The 17,979-nt window shown below is 48.5% G+C and carries 13 protein-coding genes; 11 read left to right on the top strand and 2 right to left on the bottom strand.

Features of this window, described 5'->3' with window-relative positions; translation table 11 throughout:
- Nucleotides 1-179: 179 nt before the first annotated feature.
- From ACIDITHRIX25_RS000000100450 to ACIDITHRIX25_RS000000100500, 11 genes are all read left to right on the top strand, one after another.
- A complete protein-coding gene (locus ACIDITHRIX25_RS000000100450) occupies nt 180-599 on the top strand; it encodes an SCP2 sterol-binding domain-containing protein (RefSeq protein WP_201731935.1) in 420 nt (139 codons plus the stop codon).
- 261 nt (nt 600-860) lie between these two features.
- Nucleotides 861-1,163, top strand: coding sequence for an Asp-tRNA(Asn)/Glu-tRNA(Gln) amidotransferase subunit GatC (gene gatC, locus ACIDITHRIX25_RS000000100455; protein WP_052606389.1), 303 nt, complete (start codon nt 861-863; stop codon nt 1,161-1,163).
- Nucleotides 1,164-1,172: 9 nt separating this feature from the next.
- Complete coding sequence (gatA, locus tag ACIDITHRIX25_RS000000100460) at nt 1,173-2,624, top strand: Asp-tRNA(Asn)/Glu-tRNA(Gln) amidotransferase subunit GatA (protein ID WP_201731936.1); 1,452 nt, start codon at nt 1,173-1,175, stop codon at nt 2,622-2,624.
- A 49-nt stretch (nt 2,625-2,673) separates the two neighbouring features.
- Nucleotides 2,674-4,140, top strand: coding sequence for an Asp-tRNA(Asn)/Glu-tRNA(Gln) amidotransferase subunit GatB (gatB, locus tag ACIDITHRIX25_RS000000100465; RefSeq protein WP_201731937.1), 1,467 nt, complete (start codon nt 2,674-2,676; stop codon nt 4,138-4,140).
- Nucleotides 4,141-4,360: 220 nt separating this feature from the next.
- Complete coding sequence (gene ilvD, locus ACIDITHRIX25_RS000000100470) at nt 4,361-6,034, top strand: dihydroxy-acid dehydratase (RefSeq protein ID WP_235347814.1); 1,674 nt, start codon at nt 4,361-4,363, stop codon at nt 6,032-6,034.
- Nucleotides 6,035-6,345: 311 nt separating this feature from the next.
- Nucleotides 6,346-8,067, top strand: a complete 1,722-nt coding sequence (locus tag ACIDITHRIX25_RS000000100475) for an acetolactate synthase large subunit (protein WP_052606385.1) — start codon at nt 6,346-6,348, stop codon at nt 8,065-8,067.
- On the top strand, nt 8,068-8,652 hold the full coding sequence (ilvN, locus tag ACIDITHRIX25_RS000000100480) for an acetolactate synthase small subunit (protein ID WP_082058741.1): 585 nt from the start codon (nt 8,068-8,070) through the stop codon (nt 8,650-8,652).
- Nucleotides 8,653-8,656: 4 nt separating this feature from the next.
- Entirely contained in the window at nt 8,657-9,679 is a 1,023-nt protein-coding gene (ilvC, locus tag ACIDITHRIX25_RS000000100485; RefSeq protein WP_052606384.1) for a ketol-acid reductoisomerase, read from the top strand.
- A 5-nt stretch (nt 9,680-9,684) separates the two neighbouring features.
- The gene (locus ACIDITHRIX25_RS000000100490) at nt 9,685-11,247 is read left to right on the top strand and encodes a hypothetical protein (RefSeq protein WP_052606383.1); all 1,563 of its coding nucleotides are present in this window, start codon (nt 9,685-9,687) and stop codon (nt 11,245-11,247) included.
- 6 nt (nt 11,248-11,253) lie between these two features.
- Nucleotides 11,254-11,946 carry an ABC transporter ATP-binding protein gene (locus tag ACIDITHRIX25_RS000000100495; protein WP_052606382.1) on the top strand — a complete coding sequence of 231 codons (693 nt, stop codon included), beginning with the start codon at nt 11,254-11,256 and terminating at the stop codon, nt 11,944-11,946.
- Nucleotides 11,947-12,153: 207 nt separating this feature from the next.
- Nucleotides 12,154-14,475, top strand: coding sequence for a putative bifunctional diguanylate cyclase/phosphodiesterase (locus ACIDITHRIX25_RS000000100500; protein WP_052606381.1), 2,322 nt, complete (start codon nt 12,154-12,156; stop codon nt 14,473-14,475).
- Here the strand turns inward: ACIDITHRIX25_RS000000100500 and ACIDITHRIX25_RS000000100505 are convergent.
- A complete protein-coding gene (locus tag ACIDITHRIX25_RS000000100505) occupies nt 14,434-15,324 on the bottom strand; it encodes a hypothetical protein (protein WP_052606380.1) in 891 nt (296 codons plus the stop codon). The two genes, ACIDITHRIX25_RS000000100500 and ACIDITHRIX25_RS000000100505, sit on opposite strands and share 42 nt — an antisense overlap.
- A gap of 916 nt (nt 15,325-16,240) precedes the next feature.
- Nucleotides 16,241-17,791, bottom strand: a complete 1,551-nt coding sequence (locus tag ACIDITHRIX25_RS000000100510; RefSeq protein ID WP_052604598.1) for a 2-isopropylmalate synthase — start codon at nt 17,789-17,791, stop codon at nt 16,241-16,243.
- Nucleotides 17,792-17,979: the final 188 nt, after the last annotated feature.

Genomic DNA, 17,979 nt, shown 5'->3' on the forward strand with positions numbered 1-17,979 from the left:
TGAAAAGGGTGACAGGCCGATTGCTATCTGTCGCTTATCGGCTAATTTCACTGATCTGCATTGAATCCTTTTGAAGTTGCGGCGAGATTTCAATAGACCTGAAGGAAAGCGGCGATATGTAGCAACTTTAAAGCTTGTAACTAACATGTAGTGCAATTGCCGATGGAGGTTTTTAGATCGTGGAAAAGTATCCGTTTTTGTCACCCGAGTGGATCGAGAGAGTCCGCGATATCCGCCAGGCCTATAGCGAGCAAAGCGATACGCCTTCGGTGGATGTAGCAATTCGGATGAACCAGATTGTAACCGATGTCCCATTTGGCAATAGTGAAGTCAAGATCTATATCGACTCTTCGGAAGGCTTTATCGACATAGAGTTGGGCGAACTTGAAGATGCAGAAATTACGATTCGAATCGACTATGAAACGGCAAAGTCGATCTTTGTGGATCTCGACTTTCAGGTTGCAATGACAGCTTTTATGGCTGGAAAGATCAGGGTGACCGGCGACTTCACTAAGTTGATAGCTTTGCAAAGTGCTTTTTCTCCTGAATCCCTTTCTCCTAATGAAATTGTGGCCAAGATAAAGGACTTGACTTCCTAGGGCAACCATCAAGACTTCCAGCGCCTTTGACACGGTGAGATCTATTCTCCGTTCAAGGTTCAAGGTTCAAGGTTCAAGGCTCAAGGGGTAAATAGGTATTTGAGACTCTATAAGGATCGTTTCTGTTTGGATGATTTAATCCGGGAATTTTTTTTGCACTATGGTAAGTTGCGTTGAATTTGAGATTTGCTTCTTATCAAAGTCCTAAGAGTGATCGATCAGTCGATCGATTACAGAGCTGATAGACCTAGTCTGTAAGACATGTCAGCAGATAAGATATCGAGCAATGAAACGCGCCATATTGCGCACTTAGCCAGACTGGCCTTGTCTGAGGCTGAGATCGAGGACTTCACCGGACAGCTAGCGGCAATCTTGGAGCACGCTAAAGATATCGAAAGCTTAAATCTTGATGATGTCGCTCCAACTCGCCATGCGCTCCCGATTAAAAATGTTATGCGTAGCGATGAAGTCCGCAAAAGTGTAAATCGCGAAGAGGTCCTTAGAATGGCGCCAGAAACCCAAGCCAATATGTTCTTGGTTCCAAAGATTATCGGAGAGGACTAACCAGTAAAAGTGGAAATTATCGAATTAGGCGCTGTTGAAATAGCCAAAGCTGTCAAGTCAGGTGAATTGAGTGCTCTTGAGGTTGTCTCAGCTCATTTGAGTGAGATAAATGAGCATGACGGCGATGTCGGTGCCTTTTTATTGGTTATGGCGGATCGAGCGATCGAACGGGCCAAAGAGATCGACAAACGACGCTCCGGCGGCGAAGAACTTGGAGCTCTTGCTGGTGTGCCTGTTGCACTAAAAGACAATATGGTTCTTCAAGGAGTGGAAACGACGTGTGCCTCAAAGATTTTGAGTGGTTGGGAGCCACCATATACCGCCACCGTGATCGAAAAGCTAATCAGTCAGGGTGCAATTCCTATCGGTAAGACCAATTTGGATGAGTTCGCAATGGGTTCATCGACTGAGAACTCGGCCTACTTTCCTACTCGTAATCCTGTCAAACTTGACCGAGTTCCAGGTGGATCGTCAGGTGGTAGCGCTGCAAGCGTCGCTTCTAGATTCGCACCAATAGCCATTGGTTCTGATACTGGGGGTTCGATACGTCAGCCGGCATCCTTATGCGGGGTTGTTGGCGTAAAGCCAACTTATGGGTTGGTTTCTCGTTATGGATTGATTGCATTTGCCTCGTCGTTGGATCAGATCGGTCCTTTTGCCAAGAGCGTTGACGATGCGAGTCTTGTCTTATCTGTAATCGCTGGCCATGACGGTATGGATTCGACATCGAGTCGAACCGCAACTTACGAGCATGCGCCCAACGAAAGCGATATCTCATCATTGCGAATTGGAGTTATCCAGGAGATGATGAGCGACGTTTCAAATGATGTGCTTGGCGTCTTTAATCAAAGCCTTGATGCGCTCAGAAGTTGCGGAGCCAAGGTGGAGACTGTGTCCATCCCTGCCGTTAGATATGGACTGTCGTCGTATTACCTGATCGCCCCCGCAGAGGCATCTTCAAACTTAGCACGTTTTGATGGGGTTCGTTATGGGCTTCGAGTTACAGGCGCAGATATGAATGAGACCTATGGCCTGAGCCGAGAAGCGGGTTTTGGCCCAGAGGTGAAGCGGCGCATAATGCTGGGAACCTATGCGCTTTCGGCCGGATACTACGACGCACTATATGGTAAGGCCCAGAAGGTGAGAACCTTGATTGTGAGCGAGTTTGCTCGCGCATATAGTGACTTTGACGTCCTTGTCTCTCCGACCTCGCCTACAGTTGCCTTTGGCTTTGGTGACAAGAGCGACCCACTTTCGATGTACATGTCCGATGTATGCACAATTCCGTCTAATTTAGCTGGTCATCCAGCGATGAGCGTCCCATTTGGTGGCGGAGCAGATGGCCTGCCAGTTGGGGTTCAGATTCTCGCTCCAGCCCTTTCAGAGAGAGTGATGTTCCAGGTTGCTCGCGCATTAGAAGGCGCATCGACCTACATGGCCAAGCCTCAATGGGCGCATTGACAAAGATCTGTTTAAGTGGTTTATTACAGGAACAGTATAGGGATGAATTATGGCAATTGAAGATGAATATATAATTACCATTGGACTCGAAGTCCACTGTGAACTAAAGACGAATACCAAACTATTTTGCGGATGTGCCAATCAATTTGGCTCAGAGCCAAACACGAATATATGTCCTGTGTGCCTAGGGCTCCCTGGTTCTTTACCGGTGATTAATGAGCGCGCGGTTGAATATGCCATTCGTATCGGTTCGGCTCTTTCATGTGAGATTAGACCGTCTGTATTTCATCGCAAGAACTATTTCTATCCGGATATGCCAAAGGACTATCAAGTTTCTCAGTACGATGAGCCAATTTGCGTAAATGGAAAGTTGGAACTCCCGTCGTTTTCCAAGACTGTGCGAATCGAACGGGCGCATATGGAAGAAGATACTGGAAAGACGACACATGTTGGGACTTCTGGTCGAATACATGGGGCTGATTTTTCATTGGTGGACTACAACCGAGCTGGAATTCCTCTGGTGGAGATCGTTTCGGCTCCTGATCTCTCAAGCGCAGATGAAGCTCGAGAATATGTCTCTGAACTTCGGGCTATCTTAGTTTCCACAAAGGCAAGTGATGGCAAGATGGAAGAGGGCTCGCTGCGTGTGGATGCAAATGTCTCGGTAAGGCCCCTGGGCACCGAGAAATTGGGCACCAGATGCGAGATTAAGAATTTAAATTCCCTTCGATCACTCGGTCGAGCGATCAATTACGAAGCTCGGCGTCAAATGGAGGCTTTGTCTGCTGGTCAATCGATACGACAGGAGACTCGCCATTGGAATGAGGACCAAGGGGTTACCTCTGCACTTCGCTCCAAAGAAGAGGCCTATGACTATCGTTATTTCCCAGAGCCCGATCTAACGCCATTGGATCCAGATATGGATGAGGTGGCTACGATAGCGCGGGCCCTTGGGATCCTTCCACCGGCACGGAGGCTGCGATTGAGGGAACTACTAGATGGAGAGCTTACGAGAAGTGAGCTGGAGCAGGTTCAAACCTGTGTCAAGTTTGATTTGGATGAGCATGTGCTGGATGCTGTGAGAACTGGGGTACCAGCGCGCCTTGCTTTAGCACGGGGCTCGAATGAGCTTGCATCTTATGTAAATCAAGCCACTGTAGACTCTTTCGAAGTCGCGGAGTTTCCCCGTGGCAAATTCATTGAAGTTATTTCGCTTGAAAGTCAAGGTAAGGTCTCATCCACCCAGGCGAAGACACTTTTGTCTCGAATCGCTTCGAACCATAACGAAGAAGTGTCGGCCCTTATCGAGGAACTCGGATATAAGGCAGCCTCTCAAGATGAGATTTCGGAACTCCTCGATAGGTTGATCAGTGAAAATTCAATGGAATGGGAACGACTTTGCGCTGGAGAGAATCAGCTGGCGGGGTTTTTTATTGGAAAAGCAATGAAGATTACCAACGGTAAGGTCAACGGAAAGACCTTAGCCTCGGAGATGGCAGCCCGTCGATTGGGCTAAAGTGCGGGTCCGCTTTGCATCTTTGGCCCTGATGATAGTGCCATGGGGAAGCGGTAGCGTTGAAAAAAGTGCACGCAGAAATGATCATTGATTTGGTATTGGTCTCTTTAAAAACTTTGTTAGGGTGACTTTTTGGAAATTTGGATGCTATTCGAATAACCTATTAGTGCAGTAAGAAAATCTACGAGATGGATAGACGGTGGTTTGCATGTCAGGATCAATGAAGCCAAGATCAGGCGACGTTACGGATGGCTTTCGTCGAGCCCCGGCTCGAGCGATGTTACGAGCCGTCGGTATGGGTGATCAAGACTGGGATAAGCCCCAAATTGGGGTGGCCTCTTCATGGAACGAGGTTACTCCATGTAATATGCCTTTAGACGTTTTAGCCAAGAGTGCCAAGCAAGGAGTCCTTTCCGCGGGCGGTTTTCCATTGGAGTTTAATACCATCGCTGTCTCTGATGGAATTTCAATGGGCCATGAAGGCATGCATGCCAGCTTGGTCTCTCGAGAGGTGATAACCGATAGCGTTGAGACCGTTATGCACGCTGAACGATTCGACGGTATGGTGACTTTAGCTGGTTGTGACAAGTCGCTGCCCGGTATGTTGATGGCTGCTGCTCGCTTAGACCTCCCAACTGTATTTTTATACGGTGGAACTATCATGCCAGGAATCCACAAGGGTGAGGCGATCGATATAGTTACCGTCTTCGAAGCGGTCGGAGCCCGCGCGGCCGGAGCGCTCAGCGATGAAGAGTTGGCTCTTATTGAATCTGAAGCATGTCCAACTATTGGTTCATGTGCAGGTATGTTCACCGCAAACACAATGGCATCGGTTGCGGAGGCGCTAGGGATGGCGCTTCCTGGATCATCGTCGGCTCCAGCCATCGATTCACGACGGTCGGATTACGCCTTTCAATCTGGAGAGGCCGTTGTCGCTTTGCTGGAGCGAGGAATTCGCCCTCGACAGATAATGTCAAAGGCAGCATTCGAGAATGCAATCGCCCTCGTCATGGCTCTTGGTGGGTCCACCAACGCCGTTCTTCACCTGTTGGCGATTGCCTATGAGGCCCGAGTTGACTTGACCTTGGCTGACTTTAATCGCATTGCCGCGCGTACCCCACACATCGCCGATACTAAGCCACATGGAAAGTATCACATGAGTGATCTCGATCAAATCGGCGGAGTTCCTGTTGTGATGGCGCATCTATTAGAGGCCGGTCTTTTAAATGGTGACTGTATGACTGTTACGGGAAAGACCATAGCGGAGAACTTGGCGCAGATCAACCCGCCTCAGCCAGATGGCAAAGTCGTGCATAGTCTCTCTTCGCCGCTTCATGAGATTGGCGGAATCGCCATTCTTAGCGGTTCTTTAGCTCCCTTGGGTTCAGTCGTCAAAGTCGCAGGTATCGACCAGTTCACCTTTGACGGTACGGCTGCGGTATTCGATGGGGAAGAAAAGGCGCTGGATGCGATTTTAGCTGGTGAGATCAGGCCAAATACCGTTTTGGTAATTCGATACGAGGGGCCTAAGGGCGGTCCTGGCATGCGCGAGATGTTAGCGGTTACCGGTGCGCTAAAAGGTGCTGGAAGAGGTGGCGATTGTGCGCTGGTAACCGATGGTCGCTTTAGTGGTGGAACGCACGGTTTTTGTATCGGTCACGTAGCGCCTGAGGCTCTAGACGGTGGTCCGATTGCAATTGTGCAAAATGGTGATCGAATAACTATAGACGTGAATACAAAGACGATCGATCTTCATTTGACTAAAGACGAGATGGAGCGCCGTTTTGCCAACGTCAAGGCTCCGATGCCCAGATACACATCTGGAGTGTTGGCAAAGTATGCCAAGTTGGTCCAGGGTGCAGAGATCGGTGCCGTCACGAATTTCTTTTCGTAATCGGTGATATCTAAGTAGTTAGCAGGCCTTCTGGCCCTCGAAAGGGTGATATCTTGAGTGGCCAGAAGGTGCTAAAGCTTTGATTGGGTGGACTGATTATATAGATTTGATTTGACGAATGGTTGAATGGGTATTAGGATATAGGGCAATGAAATTATCTGCCTTCTTTGAAGTAGTACTTGTAGTCTTGTAGCGCCGAAGCACTGCTTCAAGGCGCTACTTAACCTCCCAACAGGGAGGTTTTTTTATACCTCAAATTGACTATTGAAATGATTGCAGCGTGAGTTTACGGGACGAAGGATGACAATAAGATGAAATTAACAGGTGCACAAGCATTAGTCAAGAGTCTTGAGATGCAGGGCGTCGACGTCGTTTTTGGCCTACCTGGCGGGGCGATTTTGCCAGTGTACGATCCTATTATAGACTCACCAATTCGTCATATCTTGGTCCGTCATGAGCAAGGCGCTGGCCATATGGCCGAAGGGTATGCTCAGGCAACTAACCGACCGGGCGTCGCGATTGTTACATCTGGACCTGCCGCGACCAACATAGTAACGCCACTTGCGGATGCATATATGGATTCGATTCCCATGGTGGTAATAACTGGTCAGGTGGCGACCTCTTCGATTGGGACTGATGCCTTTCAAGAGGCAGATACGACTGGCATCACCATGAGTATTACAAAGCACAACTGGCTCGTAAAAGATGCGAATGAGATTCCAGAGACCATAGCTCAAGCATTCCATGTGGCTACGACTGGCCGCCCGGGTCCCGTCTTAGTGGATCTCCCCAAGGACGTTGCTAACCAGATGATGGATTGGTACTGGCCAGAGACGATCGACTTGCCTGGCTATCGTCCTAATACCAAGGGGCACCCACGCTCTATAGCGGCTGCTGCTCGAATGATCAAAGAGGCCAAGGCTCCGGTTTTCTATATTGGCGGTGGATGTATCAGGGCTAATGCAACAAGTGCGCTATTTTCACTTGTCGAAAAGACTCAGATTCCCGTTGTTACGACCTTGATGGGTCGCGGAGCGTTCCCCGACGAGCATCCCCTATGTCTCGGTATGCCTGGTATGCATGGCAACTACACTGCCATAACGTCGATGCAAAAGGCTGACTTGCTGATCACGCTCGGCGCGAGGTTTGACGATAGGGTAACCGGGAAGGTCTCTGGCTTTGCACCAAATGCCAAGGTTATCCACGTCGACATTGACCCTGCCGAACTTGGTAAGGTGCGTAGAGCCGATATCCCAATCGTTGGTGACGTAAAGCTGGTCATTCAAGAGCTCATCGAGGCACTCGATCGAGGCGAAGCAGGTGAGATGCAAGCTCAAGATATCTCTGCTTGGATTTCTCAGATTCGTCAGTGGCAAGAAAAGTATCCGCTTGCATATGAAAAAGATCCAGCCGATGGCTCGCTAAAGCCGCAGTACGTTGTTGAGACCTTATCGTCACTGGCTCCTCCAGGAACAATTCTGGCTTCAGGCGTAGGACAGCATCAGATGTGGGGATCGCAGTATTGGAAGTTTAATGATGCAAACACCTGGATCAATTCAGGAGGCCTTGGAACGATGGGATTTGCAATACCCGCGGCCATAGGTGCAAAGGTAGGACGACCAGACAAGATGGTTTGGGCAGTAGATGGAGATGGGTGTTTTCAAATGACGGCCCAAGAGTTGGTGACCGCCTCTGCCGAGCGAATTCCTGTAAAGATTGCACTTTTGAATAACGCCTATCTTGGCATGGTGCGTCAGTGGCAAGAGATGTTTTACGATCAAAGATATTCCGAGGTTTATCTCTCTCCAGACCTACCAGACTACGTCAAATGGGCAGAGGCTATGGGGTGCGTTGGCATTCGAGTCGAATCTCCTGAAGAGGTGGCCCCTGCGATTGAAAAGGCGAATGAGATCGATGACCGATCTGTGGTTATCGAATTTAGGACAGATTGGCGCGAGAAGGTCTTCCCGATGGTCCCCTCGGGTTCGACCAACGATGAAGTTTTTCTTGGACCTATGTTTGAAGGGAAGTAGATGACCGTTTCAGGACCTAACCTTATTCCAATGAGTTTACCTGGTGGAAAAAGCGCCAATGAGATAGATCACCATGTTCTATCGGTACTGGTGGAGAATAAAGCGGGAGTTTTGGCGCGGGTGGCACAGCTGTTTTCACGCCGCGGCTATAACATCTATTCGCTTGCTGTAGCGCCGACCGACGATCAGAGATTCTCACGGTTGACCATTGTTGTAGATTTGGAGTCGGTAACGCTAGAGCAGATCACCAAGCAGCTCCATAAATTGATTAATGTTATCAAAATTACAGAGATCGATCCCCGAGACTCTGTTGAGCAGGAGTTGTTGCTTGCTGTGGTGGCAGCGGACACTCAAAGTAGATCGCAAATACTCGAGTTGGCTGGAATCTTTGGTGCGAAAGTGTTGGACGTTGGTCTTGAACGTCTTACACTAGCCTTGGCAGATACTCCGGAAAAACTGGATGACTTTAGCGAACTGATTAAAGTATTCGGAATAGTAGAAGTACAGCGAACTGGCCGAGTTGCCTTAACAAAGCTGACTCGTTCGAGTTCGCGCGGTGGAATTTCAAAGGGAAAGGCAAGCTAGCCAGATGGCTGAAATGTTTTACGAAGCCGATGCAAATCCTTCTTTGCTTCTAGGCAAAAAAGTAGCGGTTATCGGATATGGATCACAAGGTCACGCACATGCGCTGAACTTGGCTGATTCAGGTGTTGAAGTTGTAGTTGGCCTCCGGGAAGGATCTTCGTCGGTAGTCAAGGCAAAGGATGCGGGGCTCACCACGATGAGCGTTAGTGATGCAAGTGCATGGGCTGACGTAGTAATGTTGCTCGCCCCCGACACCGCTCAAAAGAAGATCTACGACGAAGAGATCGCCCCGAATCTAAAGGACGGTGACGCTCTTTTATTTGCCCATGGCTTCAATATTCGCTATGAGCAGATTCAACCGGCGCCAGGAATAGATGTTGCAATGGTCGCACCAAAAGGGCCTGGCCATCTTCTTCGTCGGACCTATGCCGAAGGCGGAGGCATCCCTTCGTTGATTGCAGTTCATCAAGACGCCACAACAAATGCACGTGAGCTGGCACTTTCTTATGCGCATCACATAGGATCGACTAAGGCGGGCGTGTTGGAAACAACATTTTCTGAAGAGACAGAGACCGACCTCTTTGGCGAACAGACCGTACTTTGTGGTGGGCTTTCTGCGTTAGTAACTGCTGGTTTTGAGACCTTGGTCGAGGCTGGATATCAACCTGAGTCGGCATATTTTGAATGTCTGCACGAGCTTAAGCTGATTGTGGATCTTTTGTATCAGGATGGTCTCTCCGGAATGTGGTTCTCCGTATCTGAGACCGCTGAGTGGGGTGGTTTGAAGATCGGTCCTCGCGTAATCTCTTCGGGCGTGAAGGCCGAGATGAAGAAGGTTTTGGATGAGATTCGTTCTGGTCAATTTGCAGACGAATGGATCGCAGAGAACGAGAATGGCCAGAAGCACTTCAACGAGTTGCGTAGCGCCGCTGCGAATCATCCAATTGAAGAAGTTGGAAGACAACTTCGTAATATGATGCCGTTCCTAGCGAATTCTTCGAATATTCGCGACGTTTCTGGCGGCTAGATTCCTTGGCAAATCAAGAAAGGGAATTGCTGCGCGAGCTTTCATCTGCGCGGCGTTCCCACTTCCTAGAAAACAATGACAAGTTGGCGGTGATCGTGAAGGGATACTTCGTGATCATCGTCGCTGCACTTTTGGTTGATATTATCTCAACATCATCGACCTATTTCGTTCCTACCTCGTCTGACATCGCTTTTTTCCATTCGAATGCCAACAACTACGGAACCGCCTTATTCTTATTTATTTTATTTCTAGGCGCAATGCTAGGAACTCGGGGCGGTCCTCTCACGGTTCATCGTCCAGAGATGCGGATGGTCTTTTTGTCGGACGTGGGTCGAGAGCGGCTATTGAGACAAAAAGCCATTCGAACCCTTTTTCACTATGGTTACATAGGAGCAGCTGGCGGCGGTGGCGTTGGTGTTGCGCTGCACGCTCTTTCGCATCACCAAGCAGCTACACCGGCTATTGACTTTGGAATCTTTGGAATTGCGTGTGGCTTTGCCTATGCCGGCATGGCGCTTTTATCTGTGAGTTTTTCACTCAGTGGGATCAAGGGATATGCACTTGGGTTAGTATTGATATTGGTTGGAGTGGTCCCTATTCTCTCGGGTTCCACCTCTCCTATCGCCGTTTTGGGCGGACCATTAAAGGCAATGTCTCCGACGGATCTGCAAAATATGGTCGTGCTCGCGACAGGCTTAGTGATTGGGATATTAGGGGTGCTTCGACTTCCGAAGGCAGATCTGGAGCCCATAGAACGTCACTCTGAGCTAATTTCGCGCCTCCGCTTTGCAATTGGAATGCGAGACGTAAGAAGCATTATTGGCATATCAAGATCTTTGGGTGAGAACGGTTATGTTGGGCGCAGATTGCCTAAAATCGCTGAAGCTTTATTTCGTACACCGAAGTCAACACCTTCGCTTCGCTCGTTGTCGAATATTTACAACTGGTCCATCAAGAGGTATATTCGTCTTTTCATCTTGAATTTGTCAGTCGTTTTCATCATTGCAAACGCCTGGCTGCATTCAGTGATTTTATTTTTCGTGGCAGTGCCGCTTTGTTTTGTAATGGGCCTCGAGTTGTCTGATTCAGTTGGTTCGTTGGTTGACAAGGCTGATAGGTTTGTGAACTATCCAGTTGAAGATGGATGGTTATTGAATCGATCTACGATGCTGCCAGCAGCAATCGCAATTGTATTGACTTTGGTCTCTGATGTAATCGTTTACTTTTTGGTTTCCGGTACGACATTTAGCATTTTGTTGCCCCTGAGCGTTGCGATGGCGATTACCAGCGTCTTCGGAGGTGCTGTAGCCCAGGTTCGAAGTGGCAAAGGTCAAGATGTATCGGCCTTTGTGCTGGTACCAGAGGTGCAGGCCTTCAAGTTTTTCATTGAGCTAATTCCTGTAATAATTGCCAATGCCTGGATAGTGGCTGCAATAAATGCCCACGGCGCGTTGGCCCATCATTCGTCTGCATCAAGTGCAGCACTTTCGGCGTCATCTTTTGTGCTTATTGCTCCCTTGGCGGGTTGGGCATGGATAGGCGGACAGAAAATTTTGAAAGCGGAGTAGTTCTAAGTGGCAAAGAATACAGAGGCCAAGAAGTCAGATATAGTCCTCTCGGTCAAGAATGTCGACAAGAAGTTTGACGATATCCCTATTTTAAAGGGAGTCACTTTCGACATCAAGCGAGGTTCTATTTGTTGCCTTGTAGGTATGAACGGCGCAGGTAAAACTACTTTAGTCAAAGCCATTGCAGGTCTTGTCTCTCCCGATAGCGGATCTATTGACATTTTGGGTGCTAAGGGGGGCAGTCGTCAAGCTAGGGCGGTAACGTCGGTGGTCTTTGACGAACCGGCACTCTATTCCGACTTAACTGTGATGGAGCATTTGAGTTTCGCCGCTCGCCTTTCGGGATTTATGGATTATCAGGAACGAGCCGATCAGCTTTTGGAAGAGTTTGCGATTCAAGAACTTGGCCAGCGCCTTCCAAGGGGATTTTCGAGGGGGCAACGGCAAAAGACTGCTCTTTCGATGGGGCTAGTTCGGTCATTTAAGCTCTTGGTTTTAGATGAGCCATATGCGGGACTTGATGCCTCTGGAAAGAAGGCACTCCTAGCAATTCTCGGTGATGCGGCTACCTCTGGTGCTGCGGTTCTAATAGCTACACATGCGCCCGAGTTATTGGCTATTGCTAACCAGATGGTGACAATTAGCGATGGTAAAGTTTCCTATGTTGGAAAGCCCGATATTGGCAGAATTGATAGCTAAGAGGGTTACGGGAGACTCTCTTTTTACGGGTGGCAGAGTGCTTATAAGGGTTACGCCACTTGATGGTGGATTGTTTTATTGCCGCGGGGTAGCAATCGCTAAATTATCTGGCTTGGGATGATAAATTTCATGATCTTTTTCAAGTAAGTGCCTCAATATGGCGATAATTTGGTTGTTACATAAATGCAACAACACCGAAAGTAAGCCATGACCTTTGAGATCGGTGCAATAAAGGTGAGATTGTCACCGTCGAGCGTAGTTGCATTGGGTGGAACTGTCGTTTTGATAGCCTTCGCCCTAGATCTCTTTGGCCCGGTTGAGCGCTTTGTGCCAGTTTTTGTCGCCGTCGTTTCAACGATTTTTGTAGCAGTTGGTATTCTTAGGTTTAGACCATCCCCCAATTGGAATTGGTGGATGATCTTTGGCGCGCTCTGGTTATTCATTGCTGGGGGCACCCTTAGTTCGCTTCTGGGCACACTGGGGAATTTGACACCTTCGCGTTCCCTCGTACCCGATTTAATTATTATTCCAGGGTATATCATTCTTGCAGCTGGCCTCATGCGACTCTCAGGCGGGAAGCGCTATGACCGAGGTAAGACCGTTGATGCCATTTTGGATGGATTGATGGCTGGACTATCGGTTTTGGCTGTTGCGTGGGTCTTTCTGATTGAACCACTAGGTGCGAGCCGAGGAATTTCTATCTCAATAAGACTTGCTCTAGTTGCATATCCGCCGATGTCGTCGATTCTTTTGATATTGGTCCTTCGCATTGCATTTACGAGTGATGTCCGACGATCTGTCGCCTACTGGCTCTTACTTGGCGCATTCTCGATGATGTTCTTGGGTGACAGTTTGTATATGTTTGTAGACGCGGATCTACTACACTTGCCACTGTCAATTTTGGGACTCCCATACGGGGGCGCATACGTTTTAGCGAGTTGTTGCGCTCTCTCGCCCTCTATGAGGCGACTTTCAATCTCGGATTCACACCGTGGTAAGGGTTATCAACGTATTCAGTTCAGCTTGATTACTCTTTCCTTGGCCACCCCAGCGTTTTTGATCTTCGGTCAACAGTCGGTCTCTTTCTCCGATCGAGTAGTAGTCTTTGTGGTTGACATAGGCCTTGTCGGCGCGGCAACGACACGGGTTTTGCGCGCAATGTCGGTTGCACGGCGCTCCGAAGACCAGTTGGCCCACGTAGCCGCTTACGATGCATTGACTGGTCTTCCCAATCGACGACTTTTGTCGGAGGAACTAGCCCGAATTTTGGAGGATTCCGCGTCGAAGTCTTCGTTCGTTGCATTGATATTCGTGGACCTAGATCAGTTCAAATTGATAAACGACTCCTTTGGTCACACCTTTGGGGATCTGTTGCTCATTGGCGTAGCACAACGGTTGCGGTTGCGGGTTCGCCAAAGCGATCTAGTTGCCCGCCTTGGTGGCGATGAGTTTTTGATCGTTCTAAAAGATGTCCCAGATGCTGCAGTGGCTACGGCGGTCGCCGCTGATTTGCGGGATTTCCTGCGTGAACCATTTTTAGTCAATGGTCTGAAGTTCTTTGTGACTGGAAGCTTTGGAATCGCCCTTACCTCACCCAATGACTCTCTTGACACCGAAGCCCTTTTGAGAAGCGCAGATACGGCAATGTTTCAAGCCAAGATGGCGGGGCGGGATACTTTTAGGGTATTTGACTCTTCGATGCAGACTGAAGTTACAAGGCGACTCGAATTGAAGTACGACTTGCGCAGAGCCATTGAGCTCGATCAATTATTTTTGGTATATCAGCCAATTATTGCTACGAGGACTGGACGAGTCGAAGGGGTAGAAGCGCTAATTAGGTGGAATCATCCGAGACATGGTCTAATTTCGCCGACGGACTTCATACCCATTGCCGAAGAGTCTGGAATGATCTTAGAGATCGGTGCTTGGGTGCTCGATATAGCACTAGATCGCTTCACCTCGTTGAATAGGGAAATGAGCTTGGACGACGACTTTTACGTCTCGGTCAATCTCTCAGTCGGACAGTTGATCGATAGTAATTTAGCTATTCGAGTTCATGATGCCCTTGTCCGCCATAAGGTCGAGGGCCGTAGCCTGTGTATTGAGCTTACCGAGTCGATGGTTATGGAGAACCTTGATAACTCCTTTGCTATTTTGCTTGCGCTGAAGGAGCTTGGGGTTCGTCTTGCGATAGATGATTTTGGCTCTGGCTATTCGTCTCTGGCATATTTGACTAAATTTCCAGTTGATAAACTCAAGATCGATAAATCCTTTATCGACTCTATGGTCTCTTTGGACTCTCCAGACGCAAGGCTTATAGGGTCGATCGTCGCAATGGCGAAATCTCTGGGGATGTCAACCATAGCAGAGGGCGTCGAGACACTGATTCAAGCCCAGCGGATTTTTCAACTTGGCTGTGACTCTATTCAGGGTTTTTATCTATCAAGGCCTGTTGAAGCCGCGGATCTTCATTTGACAATTGGCGACTTAGAACGAGCGAGCAATCTTTTTTTCGCCTTCGACGTTTGAATTTCGATCTTTTTCCAACTCTCGAAGGTTGATGACTTCACCTTCAGCGGGGTAGTGCTTCTGGATTGAAAAAAACTGTTTTCTAAAGGAATCTATCGAGAGCTCCTCTACTGTCGGTGAAGGTCCTCCAGGGCTGAATATGCTCTCGTGAAGGTCGGGCTTGTAGGCCCAAAGTCTTTGTTGCCATTTGGATAGTTGACACCAGACTGGATGCGAAGCCTCTGAACCTAGATATGCCTTTGGTTCAAGATCCTCAAAGCGCGACCAAGTCCCACCAAATTGCCAGTTGCCAAATCTAAATAGACGATCATCTAAGATGGCGATCGTCCAGTCAACACCACAGCTTTGAGAAGCTGTCACATATGCACGGTAGAGGCTTATGGCAATTAGACCAGGAGCTGCTCTGCCTTGAAATTGACGATGAACGGAAAGGGTCGCGATATCCCAAAAGTTATTTAGAGGCATTTTCTCGCCTTGGCGAATCTTTAATGCTACAGGCTCAATTCCCCAGTGAGCAGAGATGTCGTCAAGGCTCTTTGATCCAGTGCCGCTTTCTGAGGGCAGAATTATCCTCATCGATGCAACGGGAAGTGAAAGCGAATGGTTGATCACGCATAGGAAGATGGAGCGATCTAGATATGGATAGTATTCAGTATTTAGCTGATCACTTGTGTTGCCATAGGTATCGAGAAAGACCTGCTCTTCGACGGATTTGGCTAGATGGACACCTGGGTGATCGCCTGAAAAAGCATATATACCAAAAGCTCTTGATGAATTGGGATCGATGACGGTTTTAGCTATTTCGCCGATCTCGTAGGCGCCTATTTTAATTTCTTTTCTGGAATCCAAGCTAGTGTCCTAATAATGAGAAAAGGTCCATTGTGATGATGGTTGTTCGCCTTGTCCAAGGAAGGAGGGCGAGGCTTGGATATTGCAAAGTGAGATCACCCATAAATTGACAAGCTCAGAAGCGGTCTGCGAGACCGATTTATCATCATCTCGTCAAGAGATGGAAGTTTGGGAGGCGCAGACCAGCGGCGCCCTATTGAATAAAATGTTGCGCGACAGTCGGCCTTTCTTTGACTAAATTTGGTAGCTACTTAATTATTATAGCTTGAAAATACAAGCAAGATGATCCGCTCTTCATCTCGTCGCCACTTGGTAAATAGGGCCATCGCGCCACTGGCAATCTCCTTCCATCTATCTAGGAACCGGTGGCCAGTGTTCGTGTAGAACTTCAAAAAATTGTTCAAAGTCGGCTTTTTAAATAGTTTGTCTATGGTTTTTAGCCGTTGTAATGAGGGATCAAAAAGCCAGGTCTTGCCTAAGAGACCTAACGGATCGCAGGAGTGTAAAGGAGCTATATTGGCACTTCGAAAGCACATGCGTCTAAAGATATGAGCAATTGCCTTTGAGTACCTATCACACACATTCGAAGGCGTGTTCAATTACTGGGCGCGCTGGTAATTTGAGGTTACTTCAAAAGTCGAATCACCAAGAGTTGTGTAGATCTAATGATTCACGCGCTGTTTCGCGAAAGTGAGTAAGGAGGTCTCTATTGGCTAGTTGGCACTTTGATCTTTTAGAGTGACATGGGATAGAGACAGGGAAGTTTTTGGTCTGTGTCTGGCAGTCTATGTCTGGAAGACGACAACGAGCCAAGACTACCTTTGGTGTGGTCTTGGCTCGTAAGTTCAGGTTTCTACTCGGCCGCGGGTTTGGCCTTGAAGAGTGCTTTGGTCGATCCGAAAGTTTGTTGTTTGTCTTATGGTCCAACTTCTGGAGTAGTGGCCTTGCGGGCGTTAGCTCTTGCTAGGCGATTGACAGCATTTAGGTATGCCCGTGCAGATGCTTCTACCACATCAGTCGATATGCCTTTACCAGATACCTTGATTCCGTCGGATTCAAGTTGAACAACTACGTCGCCAATTGCATCGACGCCACCTGTGACTGAAGAGACGGAAAAGCCAATTAGGTTGGCCTTGGTTCCAGTAGCGAGCTGAATGGCTTTACCTGCTGCATCTATCATTCCGTTACCTTCGGACGAGGCCTCAACTTTGCCGTTTTCGCTAGAGAGAACGACCTTCGCTATTGGAGTCCCGACGGTACCACCGGAGACATGGAGCTCTTCAAGGCTATAAACGTCAGTCGCGACAGTCCCTAATTCTTCAGCGACGATGGCTTCAAGATCTGCTTCGGTGATATCGAGCTTTCGATCCGCGAGTTCCTTGAAACGCGCGAATGCGGCATTGAGGGCATCTCCAACTATTGTGATTCCCATCTTCGAGAGTGTGTCGGCAAACGCATGCCTTCCTGAATGCTTGCCGAGTACGATCTGCGAACCTTTTTGGCCAACCGACTCTGCGTCAATGATCTCGTATGTGCTTCGGTCCTTGAGAACGCCATGTTGGTGAATGCCAGACTCATGGGTAAAGGCATTTCGACCAACCACAGCCTTGTTGTACTGTAGTGGATATCCAGTTAGACGAGATACGAGCCTTGAGGTCCTTGCGATCTCCTCGGTTTTAACTTGACTATAAATTCCAGGAAATTGGTCGCCGCGTATCTTGAGTGCCATGACGACTTCTTCAAGTGCTGCATTGCCAGCGCGCTCTCCAAGTCCGTTTACACACACTTCAACCTGACGGGCTCCTGCTGCTACGCCAGCGAGAGAGTTGGCTGTCGCTAAGCCCAAATCGTTGTGGCAGTGCGTTGAAATTACATAGTCGCCGCTTACGTTTTTACGCACATAAGCTATCAGCGCACCAAAGTCCCATGGAATTCCATAACCAACCGTGTCTGGGACGTTGAGAGTATTCGCTCCTGAATCCACGGCTGCCTGAAGAACTTCGATCATAAAGTCCAGTGGCGTACGGGTAGCATCTTGAGGAGAGAACTCAACGTCGTTGGTGTGCTCTTTAGCCCTTGCTACGCCCGATCGGGTTTCGCTAAGTACTTGGGCTTCGTTCATCTTGAGCATATTCTCCATATGGACGGGTGACGTTGAGATGAAAACGTGAATGCGTGCTTGTTGAGCATGCTTTAGGGCTTCCCAGCATCTATCGACGTCCGAGAGATGGGTCCGTGAGAGTGCTGCGATTACAGGCCCTTGAATGCGTGATGCAATTAGGGATACAGCTTCGAAGTCACCCTGACTAGAAACGGGAAATCCTGCTTCGATATAATCGACGTTGAGCCTTGCTAGCTGTTCTGCAATCTCGAGTTTCTCTGTAGCGTCAAGTGAAATTCCTGGAGATTGTTCGCCGTCTCTCAAAGTCGTATCGAAGATTATCAGTTTTTCTGCATCTTGGCTCATTGCCGTATTCGCCTTTCGTTTTGTTTCAATTTCTTACCTAGTGCTAAACACTCACCAGAAAATAAAAAACCTCCGTGTTCAAAAACGAACACAGAGGCTGTAGCGGTGCTTCGATTGTCGAAGACCGCGCTCAGGTTAGGGATAGGAGATAAGAAAATTGGGAAACCATTAATGGCAATGATAGTCGA

The sequence above is a fragment of the Acidithrix sp. C25 genome (genome assembly GCF_904848545.2).